Annotated in this window: 14 protein-coding genes; 5 read left to right on the top strand and 9 right to left on the bottom strand. The window is 56.4% G+C overall.

Features of this window, described 5'->3' with window-relative positions:
- Positions 1-16 precede the first annotated feature (16 nt).
- The 3 genes from HALA3H3_RS10510 to HALA3H3_RS10500 all read right to left on the bottom strand — a co-directional run bounded on the left by HALA3H3_RS10510 (position 17) and on the right by HALA3H3_RS10500 (position 2,077).
- The gene (locus tag HALA3H3_RS10510) at positions 17-817 is read right to left on the bottom strand and encodes a molybdopterin-binding protein (protein ID WP_053856949.1); all 801 of its coding nucleotides are present in this window, start codon (positions 815-817) and stop codon (positions 17-19) included.
- A complete protein-coding gene (locus HALA3H3_RS10505) occupies positions 810-1,691 on the bottom strand; it encodes a cytochrome b/b6 domain-containing protein (protein WP_022521518.1) in 882 nt (293 codons plus the stop codon). The genes HALA3H3_RS10510 and HALA3H3_RS10505 overlap by 8 nt, the downstream gene beginning before the upstream one ends.
- 65 nt (positions 1,692-1,756) lie before the next feature.
- Positions 1,757-2,077, bottom strand: a complete 321-nt coding sequence (locus tag HALA3H3_RS10500) for a hypothetical protein (protein ID WP_022521517.1) — start codon at positions 2,075-2,077, stop codon at positions 1,757-1,759.
- Positions 2,078-2,252: 175 nt separating this feature from the next.
- Between HALA3H3_RS10500 and HALA3H3_RS10495 the strand changes: the two genes are divergently transcribed.
- Both HALA3H3_RS10495 and HALA3H3_RS10490 read left to right on the top strand, forming a co-directional pair.
- Entirely contained in the window at positions 2,253-2,909 is a 657-nt protein-coding gene (locus HALA3H3_RS10495) for a response regulator transcription factor (protein WP_022521516.1), read from the top strand.
- A gap of 56 nt (positions 2,910-2,965) precedes the next feature.
- Positions 2,966-4,468 carry a sensor histidine kinase gene (locus HALA3H3_RS10490; protein WP_022521515.1) on the top strand — a complete coding sequence of 501 codons (1,503 nt, stop codon included), beginning with the start codon at positions 2,966-2,968 and terminating at the stop codon, positions 4,466-4,468.
- Between the two features lie 196 nt (positions 4,469-4,664).
- On the opposite strand, the gene HALA3H3_RS10485 is transcribed toward HALA3H3_RS10490, so the two are convergent.
- From HALA3H3_RS10485 to HALA3H3_RS10475, 3 genes are all read right to left on the bottom strand, one after another.
- Positions 4,665-6,107, bottom strand: a complete 1,443-nt coding sequence (locus HALA3H3_RS10485) for an NAD(P)(+) transhydrogenase (Re/Si-specific) subunit beta (protein WP_022521514.1) — start codon at positions 6,105-6,107, stop codon at positions 4,665-4,667.
- Between the two features lie 16 nt (positions 6,108-6,123).
- Positions 6,124-7,695 (bottom strand): Re/Si-specific NAD(P)(+) transhydrogenase subunit alpha, encoded by a 1,572-nt coding sequence (locus tag HALA3H3_RS10480; protein WP_022521513.1) that lies wholly within the window; start codon positions 7,693-7,695, stop codon positions 6,124-6,126.
- A gap of 190 nt (positions 7,696-7,885) precedes the next feature.
- Positions 7,886-8,809 carry a LysR family transcriptional regulator gene (locus tag HALA3H3_RS10475; protein ID WP_022521512.1) on the bottom strand — a complete coding sequence of 308 codons (924 nt, stop codon included), beginning with the start codon at positions 8,807-8,809 and terminating at the stop codon, positions 7,886-7,888.
- A gap of 173 nt (positions 8,810-8,982) precedes the next feature.
- Between HALA3H3_RS10475 and speB the strand changes: the two genes are divergently transcribed.
- On the top strand, positions 8,983-9,900 hold the full coding sequence (gene speB, locus HALA3H3_RS10470) for an agmatinase (RefSeq protein ID WP_258955968.1): 918 nt from the start codon (positions 8,983-8,985) through the stop codon (positions 9,898-9,900).
- A gap of 57 nt (positions 9,901-9,957) precedes the next feature.
- Here speB and HALA3H3_RS10465 read toward each other — a convergent pair whose 3' ends face one another.
- Entirely contained in the window at positions 9,958-11,232 is a 1,275-nt protein-coding gene (locus HALA3H3_RS10465; protein ID WP_022521510.1) for an O-acetylhomoserine aminocarboxypropyltransferase/cysteine synthase family protein, read from the bottom strand.
- Between the two features lie 382 nt (positions 11,233-11,614).
- Here HALA3H3_RS10465 and HALA3H3_RS10460 point away from each other — a divergent pair, with 382 nt between their 5' ends.
- Complete coding sequence (locus HALA3H3_RS10460; protein WP_022521509.1) at positions 11,615-12,604, top strand: HipA domain-containing protein; 990 nt, start codon at positions 11,615-11,617, stop codon at positions 12,602-12,604.
- A gap of 1 nt (position 12,605) precedes the next feature.
- Positions 12,606-13,346, top strand: coding sequence for an HIRAN domain-containing protein (locus HALA3H3_RS10455; protein WP_022521508.1), 741 nt, complete (start codon positions 12,606-12,608; stop codon positions 13,344-13,346).
- 92 nt (positions 13,347-13,438) lie between these two features.
- Here the strand turns inward: HALA3H3_RS10455 and folE2 are convergent, their stop codons facing one another.
- Together folE2 and HALA3H3_RS10445 are read right to left on the bottom strand one after the other, a co-directional pair.
- Positions 13,439-14,341: a GTP cyclohydrolase FolE2 gene (gene folE2, locus HALA3H3_RS10450; RefSeq protein WP_022521507.1), complete on the bottom strand. Its 903-nt coding sequence runs from the start codon at positions 14,339-14,341 to the stop codon at positions 13,439-13,441.
- On the bottom strand, positions 14,338-15,453 hold the full coding sequence (locus HALA3H3_RS10445) for a CobW family GTP-binding protein (RefSeq protein WP_022521506.1): 1,116 nt from the start codon (positions 15,451-15,453) through the stop codon (positions 14,338-14,340). Before HALA3H3_RS10445 ends, folE2 begins: the two co-directional genes overlap by 4 nt.
- Position 15,454: the final 1 nt, after the last annotated feature.

Genomic DNA, 15,454 nt, shown 5'->3' with positions numbered 1-15,454 from the left:
CAGGCCCGGCCGTCGCCTAGATGCCCGCCCACCAGTCATAACCCCTATCCTCCCAATATCCTCCCTTGCCGCCGTGGAGCTGTTTGAAGCTTTCCACCAGTTCGACACGCATCACGTACTTGGCCTGCTTGTAACCCAACTGACGCTCGGCGCGCAGACGGATCGGTGCCCCGTTGGCCACTGGTAGCGGTTCGCCGTTGAGATCGTAGGCAAGCAGCGTCTGCGGATGATACGCCTCGATCATGTCGAGGCTCTCGTAGTACAGATCCGTCCCACCGTAGGTGTGATCTGCACAGTGAAAAACCACGAAGCGCGCGGTATCTGCCGGACGCACCCGATCAAGCAGATCCGCCAGAGGAACGCCGGTCCACTGCCCGATACAGCTCCAACCCTCGACGCAATCGTGACGAGTGATCTGGGTTCGCGAGGCCATCTCCCGAAGCGCCGGCAACGACAGCGTCATCGGCTCTTCGACCAGCCCGTCGATGGTCAGACGCCAGTCGGCGAATCCATTTTCGACCCAGGCACGATAGTAATCCTCCTGCGGGTTGGTGGTGCCATTGGGACGAAACACCGGCGCGATCTGACTCTCGTCGAACTCCTTGGCGAGTGCCTGGCGCGAGGCGATCAGACGCTGGGCCTTGTAAGAGAGTTGCTCGACGTTGCTCAGCGCCGCGCGCACAGGCGCGCTTTCCGACAGTCGATCGCAACCGGTGAGGAAGGTGCCAGCCCCCAACGCGCACAGGCCACCCAGTAGTCGCCGTCGAGCGCGGTCAGGCGGTGATGATGTCGAGAGTCTGGTGTTCGAGTCAGTCATGCCTCGGCTCCGATCCGTCATGCGCTTCTACCTGGATACGGTAGCGACCGCTTACCATCGAGCGCAGGTTGTTGAAAACGCCGGATACCAGCACCAGCGCGATGTGCACGACGAAAAAGCCAATGAGAGCCGTTGCACAGAGAAAATGAAAGGTGCGAGCACTCTGTCGTCCGCCGAAAAGTTCGGTGAGCCACGGCCAGGCAGCGTTGACACTGGGTGCCATAGTCAGCCCCGACAGAATCATTACTGGCAGCAACCCGAACAGCACCAGAAGATAGGTCAGCTTCTGGATACCGTTGTAGTCAGCTTCGTGATGAAAACGCAGCCGCGCATGATCAAGTAGTGTCCGCGGAATGTTCTTCAACTGCACCCACGTTGGAAACAGCGCCCGTCGTCGTTGGGGCACCAGCAGGATATAGAGCAGATACGCGACAACCAGCGGCACGAAGATCCACGCAGCCAGAAAATGCCAGTTGCGCCCCATCGTCAGCCACTTGTCCCCCGGCAGCGTCGCCCAGCGGGGGAAGGCCCGTTCGCGTAGTTGGCCGTTGTCATCGGAGAGCCCCAGTACACCGGTGGTGTCGAACGCCTGCCCCGCGATGCGAACCACGCCCATGCGCTCGCCGTCCTCAGCGGTGCGCGCATGGATCGCGATGAAAGGGTTGGCGAAATCGGATTGCTCCCCCCAATAGAGCGCGGGGTGTGCATTGAATATCTGCAAACCGCTCATCAGCAACACGATCAGGCAGACGAGATTCGTCCAATGCCACAGACGAGTCGCCAACGTATGTCGTTTGATCACTCGTGTGGCCGGCGCACCGGGCACATTACCGGTCGAGTCACTATCGATCGTAGCTTTGACAGACTCAGACATGATATTGACCTCGAAACGAAAGCGTCCGGCAAACCAGACAGCGCTTGGCTGCCGGACCGCAACTTTTAGTTGGCATGCTCCATGGAGTCGCTGCTCATTTCGTCATGGCTCATGCTATCGTCGTGGCTCATGCCGTCGTCGTGGCTCATGCCATCGTCATGGCTCATGCCATCGTCGTGGCTCATGCCGTCGTCGTGGCTCATGCCATCTTCGTGGCTCATGCCATCATCGTGGCTCATGCCATCATCGTGGCTCATGCCGTCCTGACTCATCGAGTCCTGGGACATATTGTCGGTCTGGGCACTGGCGAGCGTAGTGAAGGCAAGGCCGCCGCTCAGCAGTACAGCACTCAAGGCGAGTAGATATTTGGGTGTCGTGCGGGTCATGATTCTCTCCTGATTTATCTAGGCAAACCGTGTCCGGTCCGACACGGCTTGCCCAAGATAAACAGGAAATTCAGCTCAATCATCACGGAATCATAACGTTCGGTGATAACGTTTCCGTGATGATTGACGAGGTACACTGGGCTAGGATTCACAGCTCACTTAAAGGAGAACCGATATGTCGTGCCCGATACTTTGCGTCGAGGACGATCCCGATATCGGTCGGCTATTAACGAGCATTCTCGTACAGGCGGGCCATCAGCCGACCTGGGTTTCGACCGGGGAAGAAGCCTTGCATCGATGGCGGAATGCCTCGCTCGTCGTTCTTGATCTGATGTTACCGGGCATCGACGGTCTCGCCGTGTGTCGAGACATTCGCACTCACGACGCCACCATTCCGATCATCATGCTGACGGCGCTCGCCGGAACGCGGGACGTGGTCGTCGGTCTGGAAATCGGTGCCGACGACTACATCACCAAGCCATTCGACACCGACATCCTATTGGCGAGAATCCAAGCGCTTCTGCGTCGTCGAAAGGCGATGGAGGCGCGTACGTCGTCGACGCTTATGAAGATAAAGGCGCTGGAGATCGACATCGACGGCTACAGCGTCAAATTCGACGGAAACATGATTCAACTCACGACCCGGGAGTTCGCCCTACTGGTGTTCTTTGCCCGCCACCCTGGTAAGGGATTTTCCCGCAGCGAGTTGCTCGATGCCGTATGGGGCCCGGAATTCGACGGCTTTGATCACACCGTCAATACGCACATCAATCGGTTGCGCAGCAAGATAGAGCCAGACCCGGCACAGCCCGAGTACATTCTCACCGTATGAGGCACCGGTTACCGGTTCACCGACGCCCCGGCATCAGCCTCCGACGAGAACGACCCATGAGCCTCGGCCAATCGCTGCGCAGAACCTACCGCAGCCTGTTCGCGCGCATCGTGTTCGTCTATCTGGTGAGCATGATCGCACTCTCCACCACGACCACGCTGGTGGCAGTCGATCAGTTCAACCAGTTGGGACGCGAATGGCTGCAGCGCAATGAGATCGACATGGCCCATCACCTGACCCGCGTACTGCAGGATTCGCTCGACGATGGCGTCTACGCCCCCTCGACTCTAGCGGCCGTAGAGCGGGTCATGACCATCAATCCGGCGCTCTCGCTCTACGCGCTCGACACCGACGGCACGGTGGTTGGAGCTTACGGCCCCGACCGCTGTGGACACGGCCGCCGAATCGACCGGGGTGCTATCGACGAACTGCTTTCCGACATGCCCATGCTGCCGGTATACGCAGACATGCCCTGTCGGGGCGACGAGGGCGTTTTTTCGGTTGCCCCGATCACCTACGGCCCGCAGCAGCAATCGGGCTATCTGATGGTGCAACTGGAGGCCAACACAGACGTCTCGATGGCCAACATCTGGCAGACGAGCAGCATCTCGCGCACGCTGCTCATCGCAGGCTGCGTGGCGTTGGCATTGACGCTGGCGGTGGGGCTGGCCCTCTTTGCTTTTCTGACGCGACGCTTTTCCCGGCTGACCCGCACCGTCCAACACTTTGCCGAGGGCGATTACCGGCAGCGCAGTCCCGAGTCGATCGACGACGAAATCGGCCGGCTCGGGCGTGCCTTCAACGACATGGCGGCCACCATCGAAGCCCAGGTCGAGGCGCTGCACGATACCGACCGCCAGCGTCGGGAGCTCATCGCCAACCTGTCCCACGAATTCCGCACGCCGATGACCTCCCTGTTGGGCTACGCCAAACAGTTGGATCGCAGGCCTCTCGACGATGAAACACGCAGCGGTCTGGACGCCATTCGCACCAACGTGGAACGACTGGCCCAGCTGGCCGACCAGCTCTCTCAGATGTCTCGCGCCAATATCGCTGGCCGACCGCTATGCCCAAGCACGTTCTCCTTCGCCGAACTGGCCAACGACATTCTGGGTAAATTTCACCCTCGCGCGCTGGAGAAAGGCATCGAGCTTCGTGTGGAAAACCAGGCGGCGATAGCCGAGGTCTCCGCCGACATCGAACTGATCGATCACGCGCTGACCAATATGGTCGACAATGCCATCACCGCCACCAATGCTGGTGGTACGGTCTCGATCCGGATTCTCGAGTTCGACGATGCCCGACTCAAGATTGGGGTCAGAGATACCGGCGTCGGCATCCCCGAAAAAGAAATCCCCCTCATCTCGCAGCGCTTCTATCGCACCAAGATTGGACGTGAACGGGGTGAAGGCACCGGGCTGGGGCTCGCCATCGTCTCCGAAGTGCTGAAGCGCCACGAGTCCCAACTCGTCATCGAGAGCAGACCGGGAAAAGGCACCTGTATCTGGTTCACGCTGCCGAGGACGGTACTCGATGAGAGGGCGATCCGCCCGGGCTGACGAGTTGACATTCGACTCGCCCGCTATGCGGTCAATACGCTGGAGAAACGCGACATGGACGCTGAACTGATCGACATCGCCCCATGGGCAGTCGCGCAACTAAAAAGCCCGCGATTGCTCGCGGGCTCAGTACTTAATGACTCTTAGTAACCTAGCGTCTAGCTAAGTTGCATGGGTAGCTAAAAGTTGCAAAGGCCTAATCAATCAACGGCAGCAGTGTATTCAGGCTATCCCGGGCATCGCCATAAAACATCCGCGTGTTCTCTTTGAAGAACAGCGGGTTTTCGATACCGGAGTAGCCGGTGCCCTGGCCGCGTTTACTGACAAACACCTGCTTGGCTTCCCATACCTTCAATACCGGCATACCAGCGATGGGGCTATTGGGGTCTTCCTCGGCCGCAGGGTTCACAATGTCGTTGGAGCCAATCACGATCACCACGTCGGTGGTGGCGAAATCGTCGTTGATTTCATCCATTTCCAACACGATATCGTAAGGCACCTTGGCTTCTGCCAGCAGTACGTTCATATGCCCTGGCAAGCGACCCGCGACCGGGTGGATACCGAAGCGCACGGTCTTGCCCGCTGCACGCAGCTTACGCACTAGGTCGCTCACTGCGCTTTGCGCCTGGGCCACTGCCATGCCGTAGCCCGGCACGATAATCACGCTATCGGCATCGTTCAGGGCGCTCGCTACACCACCAGCGTCAATCGCCACCTGCTCGCCTTCGATCTCCGCCGCTGGCCCAGTGCTTCCGCCAAAGCCGCCTAGGATCACATTGACGAAGTTGCGGTTCATCGCCTTACACATAATGTAAGAAAGAATCGCACCGGAGGAGCCCACCAGCGCACCGGTGACAATCAGCAGGTCGTTGGAGAGCGTAAAGCCGACCGCCGCCGCCGCCCAGCCGGAGTAGCTGTTGAGCATGGAGACCACCACCGGCATATCGGCACCGCCAATACCCATAATCAGATGGTAGCCAATAAAGAATGCCAGCGCTGCGAGCACTAGCAGCGTCCAGAAGCCTGCGCCGTTGAGGTACAAAATCGCCAATAGCAGTGACAGCACGGCCGCCCCGGCGTTGAGCAAATGGCCGCCAGGCAGTTGGCGTGGTTTACCGTCGACTTTACCTGCCAGCTTTCCAAACGCTATTACCGAGCCGGTGAAGGTCACCGCGCCGATAAAGATGGCGAAAACCACCTCAATTTGCAGAAAGGTAAGTTCGTCTGGGGCCTTGGTGGCCACCAGCGCGGCAAAAGCGGAAAACTCCTGTGCGGCGCCATCCACTGCCTGCGCCGCCATGACTCGGCGGCGCTCTAAGTCCGCGCTCCAGGCCACAAACACCGCGGCTAAACCGACAAAGCTGTGCAGCGCCGCCACTAGCTGGGGCATTTCGGTCATCTCGACCTTGCCCGCTACGTACACGCCGATGCCTGCCCCAATCACCATCATCGGAATCAGCCACCAGTAGCCGCCAATATCCGGGCCTAAAGCGGTAAAGAACACCGCCACCGCCATGCCCACAATGCCGTACCACACGGCTCGTTTGGCTTTTTCTTGGTTACTCAGGCCGCCCAGCGACAGAATAAACAGCACACTCGCCGCGATTGCCGCGGCAGATACGAATCCTTGTCCTAACATATCGTCTCTCCGCCGCTTAAGATTTTTGGAACATGGCCAGCATCCGGCGTGTCACCAGGAAGCCACCCACAATATTGATTGACGCGATCAGCACCGAAATCGCCGCTAATATGCCCACGATCACGCTACTCGTGCCAATCTGCAAAATAGCACCGAGAATAATGATGCCCGAGATCGCGTTAGTCACCGCCATTAAAGGCGTATGCAGCGAATGACTCACGTTCCAAATCACCTGGAAGCCGATAAAGCAGGCCAGCACAAAGACAATAAAGTGCTGCATAAATGAGGTCGGCGCCACCTGGCCAAGCAGCAGCATGAGCGCACCGCCGACAGCCAGCAATCCGATTTGACGCTTGGTTTGCGCCTTGAACGCCGCATGTTCGGCGGCTTTTTTCTCTTCCGGCGTGGGCTCTTTTTCTTTCTTCTTCGGCTTGGCCGCGCCAATCGCTTTCACCTTGGGCGGCGGCGGTGGGAAGGTGACCTCACCCTGGTGCGTCACGGTGGCGCCACGAATCACGTCATCTTCCATATTATGATTGATCACGCCGTCTTTCTCTGGCGTCAGATCGGTCAACATATGGCGGATATTGGTGGCGTAGAGAAGCGATGATTGCGTTGCCATGCGCGAGGGGAAGTCGGTGTAGCCGATCACCACCACGCCATTATCCGACACCACCCGCTCGTCTGGCTTAGTGAGATCGCAATTGCCGCCTTTCTCAGCCGCTAAGTCGATCACCACCGAGCCCGGCTTCATGGCCTCGACCATATCTTCCAACCACAGCTTAGGTGCGGGCTTGCCGGGAATCAGCGCGGTGGTAATCACGATGTCCACATCGGCCGCCTGCTCGCGGAAACACTCAAGCTGCTTTTCGCGGAACTCCGGGCTTGAGGGCGAGGCGTAGCCACCGCTTTCGGAACCGTCCTGGCTATCTTCGAAATCGAGGAACAGAAACTCCGCGCCCATGGATTCGATTTGTTCAGAGACCTCGGGGCGTACGTCAAAGGCGCGCACTACGGCGCCCAGGCTGGTGGCCGTGCCGATCGCCGCCAATCCCGCCACGCCAGCGCCAATGACCAACACCTTGGCCGGGGGCACTTTACCTGCCGCCGTTACCTGGCCAGTGAAGAAGCGGCCAAAGTTGTTGCCCGCCTCTATCACCGCCCGGTAGCCGGCGATATTGGCCATGGAGGAGAGCGCGTCCATTTTCTGCGCCCGTGAAATACGCGGCACCATATCCATAGCAATAACGGTGGCGCCCTGGGACTTGCACTTCTCGAGCAGCGCTTCGTTTTGCGCTGGCCAGAAGAAGGCAATCAAGGTTTGGCCTTCCCGCAGCCGCTCGGCCTCTTCATCAGAGGGCTCTCGAACTTTAATGACCACCTCAGCGTCGTTCCAGAGCGCATCAGCCCCGTCCACGACGGTAACGCCTGCATCACGATAAGTGTCGTCATTAAAGCCCGCTGCCAAGCCAGCGCCGGTTTCTACCAAGCACTCGTGGCCCAGTTTTTGGATCTGCTTCGCGCTCTCAGGGGTCAGCGCGACGCGCGCTTCCCCCCGGGCACTCTCTTTCGGTGCGCCTATTTTCACTCTTGTTCTCCCTTGCTTAACCTTATTGCAGTGCCGCAGTTGCTCAATGGGCCCTGCACCTTTAACGGCGTCCGTGATAACGCCTTAATAGCAGTCTAGGATCTAACGGGGTGGCTGCCAGATACTATTCAACCTTTGATACAACAGGGTTGTTTAATTACAACATCCACTAGTGTGCATGATGGTTCCCTTAACGTCTAAAGTCGTTAGCAAACTCAGTAAGCACCTGGTAGAGCCACCTGTTAGCAGGATCATTGGCATAGAGCCCATGCTGAATCAACGTCATTTTTAGTGCGGGGAGCTCTTTAGGCGGCTCCACCAAACGCACCGGCAGCATAGCAACGAACCGTTCAGCCATTTGACGTGGGAGCGTCATGATCGCTTCCGTCAGCGCCACTACCCGCGCCGCGGCGATATAGTTGAGATTTTTAGAGATGACACGGCGGGTTAAGCCGTGTTGAACAAGACAGCTGTCGATATTACTGGGGCGCAGACCGCTAATATCCGCCAGCTCCACATGGAGCGCATCCGCAAACTGACCAATATTCAGTACATCGCCCACGCGAACATTATGGGTAGCAGCCAGACAGACAAGTTCCTCATCCATCCAGGGAGTCTGAATCACGCCGCTGGGCAGCGCGCTTTGGCTATCCAGCCCTACCACCATATCAATTTGGCGCTGTTCCAGCCCCTCACTCAGCACATCTGGGGTAATCAGCTCAATGGAAAAGCTAATGCCCGGTGCATAGGCCAGCAGCTGACTTAAAAAGAGCGGGTACATGACCTCTTCAAAGTAATCCGTGGTGGCGAGCGTAAAGCGTCGCGTGCTGTTGGCAGGCGTAAACATCGCGGGGGGCGCAAGACCTTGTCGAAGCATCGCTAGCGCCTGTTGCACCACGGGTAGCAGCGCGAGTGCCCGGGGTGTCGGCTGCATACCGTTTTCGGTGCGCACTAGCAGCGGATCATCCAGCGATTCACGCAGCCGTTTTAAGGCATGGCTCAAGGCGGGTTGGCTTAAATGCAGCGTTTCTGCCGCGCGAGTGACGTGACGCTCGCGCATCAGCGCCTCAAATACCAGCAGCAAGTTCAGGTCGAAATGGCGTAGCGAGCGCATAGCTTCTCATTATTCATATCACGAATGATTAAATTCTAAACATTCATTTAATTTATCACCAGGAATTGCTTATTGTCTGCCTCTCATTCGCCCACCAGCGACTATCAGCGATAATCCAGCGCTCAAGGAGAAGCACACCGGTGACCCACCCACAAGCTATGTCTGCACAAGCTATGTCCGCACAAACCATGCCCAGCCTTTATGGCGATGTGATTTCTACCTTTATGGGCGTAGCAAAAGCATCGGATCCTAAGGCAACCGACGCCGACGTTGTGGTGAGTGGCGTTCCCTTTGACCTTGCTTGTTCTGGCCGTGCGGGCACCCGTATGGGGCCAAATGCTATTCGTCAAAGTACCGCTAATTTGATTTGGGAAGGCAAGCGCTGGCCATGGGACTTCGCATTGGAAGAGCGACTCAAGGTGTGCGATGCAGGCAACGTTGATTACGCATATGGTGAGCCCGAAAGTTTGGTCGATAACCTGGAAACGCACGCCAATCGTTGGTTAAGTGCGGGCAAAAAGATGCTCACTCTGGGCGGCGACCACTACATCAGCCTGCCGCTGCTGCGCGCCCACGCCCGGGAACACGGCCCGCTGGCGCTGATCCATTTTGACGCCCACACAGACACCTACGAGCAAGGCACGCGCTTTGACCACGGCACTATTTTTCACCACGCTTTAAAAGAAGGCTTGGTGGTGCCTGAGCACTCGCTGCAAATAGGTATTCGCACAAGCTACGACCGCCACAACCACCCTTACGAGGTATTGGATGCGGACTGGGTCAATGACCACGGTACAGCGGCCGTGCTTGAACGCATTCGTGCCCGCGTGGGTTATCACCCCGCCTACGTAACCTTGGACATCGACGGCCTCGACCCCGCCTACGCCCCCGGCACAGGCACGCCGGTCTGCGGCGGCATGTCCACCGACCTGATGCTGAAAGTAATTCGCGGTATGGTAGGCATGGAACTGGTCGGTATGGACGTGGTGGAAGTGAACCCCGCCTACGATCACGGCGACATTACCTCGCTTGCCGCCGCGACGCTGGGGCTTGAGTTTTTGTATACCCTGGCGGCATCTAAGGGCGTTTAACAGTTAGCCTCCGCCATCTCTAGGCTGATGGTATTGAGATGGCGGGGGCGGAATAGACTATCTTTGAGAGGCCGCCAGCGCTTGATCAATATCCGCCAGCAGATCATCAATATGCTCAATGCCGATCGACAGCCGCACCATATCCGGCGTGACGCCAGCGGCTTTTAGCTCCTGCTCGTTGAGTTGGCGGTGCGTGGTAGAGGCGGGAATGGAAGAGCAGCTTTTAGCATCGCCGATATTCACCAAGCGGAGAATCAGCGCCAGCGCATCGTAGAAGCGCTCTCCAGCGGCCTGCCCGCCTTCAATGCCAAAACTAAGAATCCCCGAAGCATGGCCATTCATATACCGCTGGGCCAGCGCATTATCCGGATGGTTTTCCAAGCCAGCGTAATGCACCCAGGTGACCAACGGATGGCTTTCCAGATGCTTGGCAACCGCTAAGGCATTGGCACAGATACGCTCAATCCGTAGTGACAGCGTTTCCAACCCCTGGAGCAGGTTCCAGGCCGCCTGAGCAGAAAGCGCCGCGCCCATGTTGCGTAGTGGCACCACCCGGGCGCGGGCAATAAAGGCCGCATCGCCCACATCACGGGTATAGCTCACACCGTGATAGGAGACATCAGGCTCATTGAGCAGCGGAAAACGGCTGGCATTCTCGGCCCAGGGAAAGGTGCCCGAATCAACAATCACACCGCCCACCGTGGTGCCGTGGCCGCCGATATATTTGGTCGCCGAGTGGACGACAATATCCGCCCCGTGCTCAATCGGCCGACATAAGAACGGCGTCGCCGTGGTGTTATCGACTATTACCGGCACCCCATGATGATGCGCCGCCTCAGCAAGCTTTGTTAGGTCGACCACGCCACCCGAGGGGTTACCAATGCTTTCGCAGAAAACCGCTTTGGTACGCTCATCGATCAGCGCTTCGATGCCATCAATATCGTCTTTATCGGCAAAACGCACCTGAATGCCTTGGCGCGGCAAGGTGTGGGCAAACAGATTATAGGTACCGCCATACAGCTCGCTGATCGAGACAATGTTATCGCCCGCTTCAGCAATGGTCTGAATCGCATAGGTGATCGCTGCCATTCCCGATGCCACCGCTAGCCCAGCGATACCGCCTTCCAACGCGGCTACCCGCTGCTCCAACACGGCGCAGGTCGGGTTCATAATGCGCGAGTAAATGTTTCCTTCGACTTTAAGATCAAACAGATCCGCCGCGTGCTGCGCGTTGTCGAAGGAAAACGACGTGGTTTGATGAATCGGCACCGCCACGGCGTTTTGTGAATCAGGCGAATAGCCATGGTGGAGGGCAATGGTTTCTGGCTTCATGAGAACGGCTCGCTAGTTTTTGTTGAGATCCGCTATTGATCCTAAACAAGCGCTGCGAGGAAGGCCAACAATCGTTCGTCTCCGATCTACCAGGCGAGACCACACACGTTAACCAACACTACTCACTGCGCGCCACTGCATTGTTGGCGTGCAAGCTTCCCGTATGCACAACCTTAAGCTGTATCCCTGGCTACGCTAGGCATCTAACGAAGCGTTTTATTCCTCCGCCTTGCGGCGTCTGAGGGTATTTCATGGTTGTACGCTATATGTTTAATTTAGTGTTTAAGTGAGGTTAAAGGTATCGTGCCCTCGATCAGTTGATCTGCAATATGGTGAAGCTACGGGAGGACTTTTTTATTTTCAGGTGAAGAGGAATGACACCATGATTAACCGTGAAGACATTCATCAACGACCAGACCAGGTGATTGACATCACAGGCTGGGATGTTCACCAAGATTATGAAGTCTTCCCAGTAGGCGCTCGTGACAAATCACTCCGCGTCTGTCCCGACCCCGCCCCATATGATTTCTGTGTTCCTGGACATCGATATTTATTTAAAGAAGCTATTAAAAGCGCGAAAAGCTCTGAGCCACGATACCCCGATCAATATTGGGCGGAGGTAATCGCTTTTCATATCGGCCGATTAATGGGCCTTACCCTACCACCCGTTTTTGTTGCCTTTGACTCGTCTCGAAACGAGCCAGGTACAGTCAACGAGTGGTTTATTGGCTATGCCGATAGCAGGGAAGATCGCTATGTTGCTGGCGTAGATTACTTGCAACGGCTTATACCAGCGTTTGATATAGATAAAGGCAGGCAGCATAATTTAACATCCATTATCGAACTAAGCCGTGTGCTAGAGAGAGGCGGATGGCTTACCCATGATTGGCGACAATACTGGGGGCTTTGCCTATGTTTTGATGCGTTAATTGGCAACACTGATCGCCATCAAGAGAATTGGGGATTGATTTGGGGAGAAAACGGCCCAACTGCCCGTTACACGCCCTACTTTGATAATGGCACCAGCCTCGGTCACGAGTTGCAGCCCCAGAAAATGCAGCGCATGATGCGCGACCATAATGAATTCAATGCCTACCTTAACAGAGGGCAGCACCACATGCGCTGGGCCAAAGGCGACAAAAAGCGCCTGCCGCTTATTCAGGGTGTTACTCAGTATTGTCAGCAATTCCCTGCTATTCGACCAATACTGATAGAACGCTTACAACGTTGGTGCGATGATGACCTTAGAGACATCCTGAATGACTTAACTTACTTTGACACCCCACATCCCATTACCCAAGAACGTGCTGACTTCATAGCGTTTTTGACTCTGACAAGGAGAGAGCGCCTTTTACAGGCTCTGGAGAACTGATATGACCCGCTTAATCGAACACTTGGTGGAACCACACCGGCTGCTGCTTTATTGGCAGGCACGCGAGAGCAAAATGCGCTCTCGCTATCTAGTGGGAGAATTGGTCAAGCGGGACAATAACGTGGTTCTGGTGTATGCCCTGGATAGCTCAGAGATGGCAGAAGCAAAGCTTTTGGGCTTTCGAGGCTACCCGGCATTTTCTATGAGGCAAGCAGAGCACAATCATCAAGTATTGGAAGCTTTCACTCGCCGCTTGCCGCCACGCAGTCGTCGTGATTTTGGGCGTTATCTGGAACTGCGCGCTATCCCAGAGGATGCCAACATTAGCGACTTCGCTTTACTGGGTTACAGTGGCGCCAAGCTACCCAATGACGGTTTTGAACTTGTTCACCCTTTCGACAACCCACCTGAAACCTTCGAGGTATTAATCGAAATAGCAGGCTTTCGGCACGAATCACAGCTTGAGATAACAGATTTACAGGTAGGCAGCAGTGTTCAATTTGTCCCCGAACCTGAGAACCCTGTGGATGCTGATGCTATCCGCATCGAAAGCGCTGGGTGCAAACTGGGCTATGTCCCGAGAGGAAACCTCGACATGCTGCACCGCATGTTAAAAGAAGGCGCGACCCTCGAAGGGGAAGTATTTCGCACCAACGGGACATCAGAACGCCCGCTTGTCTATATTCTGACGCGTATTTTAAGAGGCGACCTACCCTTTCAAGCGCTAAAAATGCAAGCTTAGACCCATTGATGCTGAATACTCCATTATCTGGAGCTCCCCTTGCTGCTTGCGCTTTGTATAGCGCGAGTAGGCCAGAAACAGTCCAAACACGTTTACCAATTCCACTCACTGCGCGCCACCGCGTCATGGGCGTGCAGGCTTTCAGCATGCACGACCTTGAGCTGAAACCCAGATACCCCCGGCGCTTGCCGTAGTGCTTTATCCAGCCGCCTGGCCGCGTCTTCACAGAACATCAGGTTTTGTCCATTGGCGAGGGCAAAGGCCTGTTCATCGATACGTTTTACCGCGGTTTGCAGCGCGGTACCGAGTGCTCGCTCGATACGGTCAATCGAGTTTTCAATAGAATCCGCGAGGGGCCATTCTCCGTTTTCGCTTTCAGATAACCGCAAACTGCATTCGACACTGCTGCGCTGACTATGGGGCGTTGCGAGTATCCCCTCTTCGCTGCCTAGCCACGCAGATACCGCAGATTTGGTTAACGGGATTTCCGCAAAATCTTCCTCAAAGGCCTGCTGAATCAGTTGCCTTGCCAGTGCCGCCGAGCAGGGGCAGGTGGACGAATAGCCCACTGTAAGGTCGAGTTCAGCCTGAAAGCCAGCGGGCGTTAATTGGCAGCGCAAGGTGAAGGGGTAACTTTTCCACCCGGCTAAAGGGCTGATCAAGGCTTGCCGCTTAAGCGGAAGCTCGCCTTCGACGCTTAGATAAGCATGCTGCGATAAGCCATCTTGGCTGGTTAAAAATGCATTCAATACGTCCTTAACCGCTTGAAGTGTCAGCGGTGCTTCTTCAAGCGGTGCCAACGCCAAATACAGCCGGGACATATGGATTCCCCGTGCATCAGCGTCATCCAGGCTGACCCCTGCGTTGAGTTTGGCCGTCACACTGCGGCTGCCTAGTCGGATGGGGAGTGCGATGCCCTCCATGCCTACCCAGGTCAAAGCGGCCGGTGAGCGGGCGGTTTGTCTGGCTACATCAGGCAGGGTTAAAACAGTCATTGGGCCACCTCTTGGGATGCATGAAAAAAGCGGTACAACTCAGCCACTGTTTCCGGCGTCACGTTTTGGGTAATAAATACAAAGCGAGATACACGGTCTCCCACGCTGTTCTTGGGCAGCGGCGCGGGTGGATGAAAAATATGTTGCACACCGTGCAGTGCGAGTGGCGTATCCCGGTCAGTAAGATGGACAATGGCTTTGATGCGCAGCATTTTATCGCCCATTAGCGACATCAAAATATCCAGCCAATTCTCCAGCACCTCAGGCTCAATAAGCTCGTTAACACTAAAGCAGAACGATTTAATGTTGTCGCTGTGGGAGGAGCCTTCGGGCTGATAAGAACCGAGCGGCGCGCCGGTGAGCAGCCTGGGTGTTAAAGGATCTGATTGATGCACGGCGTAACTGCCGGCTTTGAGCCACTTCTCGACCTGATACTCCTGGGAGTCCTTGTGAGCGTCGTTGTCCGTGCCGGCATAAGGGGCATGGCGGGCCAGCCCTGCCCCCACTAACAAGTCCGCCGAAAGTTCGCCGTTGACTACCTGCCACTGCTCAGCCGCTGGGTTGAGTCGAGCCAGTCGATTAGCCAACTGGGAAACCGTCTCCTCGCTGGCCAGGTCAGTTTTGGTGATTAATAGCTTTTCGGCCACCGCCACCTGCTGCTGCGACTCCCGGTGTGCATCAAGAGTCCCCATGCCGTTCGCCGCATCGACGCAGCAAACCACACTATCCAGCTTAAAGCGGTGCGCCAGCCAGTGATCCGTCATCAATAGTTGCAGCAGCGAGGTAGGCGACGCCAGCCCGGTGGTCTCGATCACGACCCGAGACGGTAGGGCTTTGTCTTGGGCCTCAAGATCTTCCAATGCTTGTTGTAGCGTGCGACTAAGGTCACCCCGTAACGTGCAGCACAAACAACCGCTGCTCATTTCGATCACCGCTTGCTCATCGCTTTGGGTAATCAGTTGGTGATCCAACCCGATGGCGCCAAACTCGTTGATCACCACCAGGGTATTGCCCATGGAGGTTTGGTGTACCCAGCGGTTGAGTAGCGTGGTTTTTCCACTGCCGAGGAAACCGGTCAGTACATTGATCGGGATTAATGGTGGCTCCCGCATA

Origin of the sequence: Halomonas sp. A3H3 (assembly GCF_000982975.1) — a bacterium.
GTDB lineage: Bacteria > Pseudomonadota > Gammaproteobacteria > Pseudomonadales > Halomonadaceae > Vreelandella > Vreelandella titanicae.
This window is presented reverse-complemented; position numbering and strand designations above follow the sequence as displayed.

Excerpts from the sequence above, each read along its gene's own strand:
- HALA3H3_RS10510 (WP_053856949.1), bottom strand. The coding sequence starts at position 817 with ATGACTGACTCGAACACCAGACTCTCGACATCATCACCGCCTGACCGC.
- HALA3H3_RS10505 (WP_022521518.1), bottom strand. The coding sequence starts at position 1,691 with ATGTCTGAGTCTGTCAAAGCTACGATCGATAGTGACTCGACCGGTAAT.
- HALA3H3_RS10500 (WP_022521517.1), bottom strand. The coding sequence starts at position 2,077 with ATGACCCGCACGACACCCAAATATCTACTCGCCTTGAGTGCTGTACTG.
- HALA3H3_RS10495 (WP_022521516.1), top strand. The coding sequence starts at position 2,253 with ATGTCGTGCCCGATACTTTGCGTCGAGGACGATCCCGATATCGGTCGG.
- HALA3H3_RS10490 (WP_022521515.1), top strand. The coding sequence starts at position 2,966 with ATGAGCCTCGGCCAATCGCTGCGCAGAACCTACCGCAGCCTGTTCGCG.
- HALA3H3_RS10485 (WP_022521514.1), bottom strand. The coding sequence starts at position 6,107 with ATGTTAGGACAAGGATTCGTATCTGCCGCGGCAATCGCGGCGAGTGTG.
- HALA3H3_RS10475 (WP_022521512.1), bottom strand. The coding sequence starts at position 8,809 with ATGCGCTCGCTACGCCATTTCGACCTGAACTTGCTGCTGGTATTTGAG.
- speB (WP_258955968.1), top strand. The coding sequence starts at position 8,983 with ATGTCCGCACAAACCATGCCCAGCCTTTATGGCGATGTGATTTCTACC.
- HALA3H3_RS10465 (WP_022521510.1), bottom strand. The coding sequence starts at position 11,232 with ATGAAGCCAGAAACCATTGCCCTCCACCATGGCTATTCGCCTGATTCA.
- HALA3H3_RS10460 (WP_022521509.1), top strand. The coding sequence starts at position 11,615 with ATGATTAACCGTGAAGACATTCATCAACGACCAGACCAGGTGATTGAC.
- HALA3H3_RS10455 (WP_022521508.1), top strand. The coding sequence starts at position 12,606 with ATGACCCGCTTAATCGAACACTTGGTGGAACCACACCGGCTGCTGCTT.
- folE2 (WP_022521507.1), bottom strand. The coding sequence starts at position 14,341 with ATGACTGTTTTAACCCTGCCTGATGTAGCCAGACAAACCGCCCGCTCA.
- HALA3H3_RS10445 (WP_022521506.1), bottom strand. The coding sequence starts at position 15,453 with ATGCGGGAGCCACCATTAATCCCGATCAATGTACTGACCGGTTTCCTC.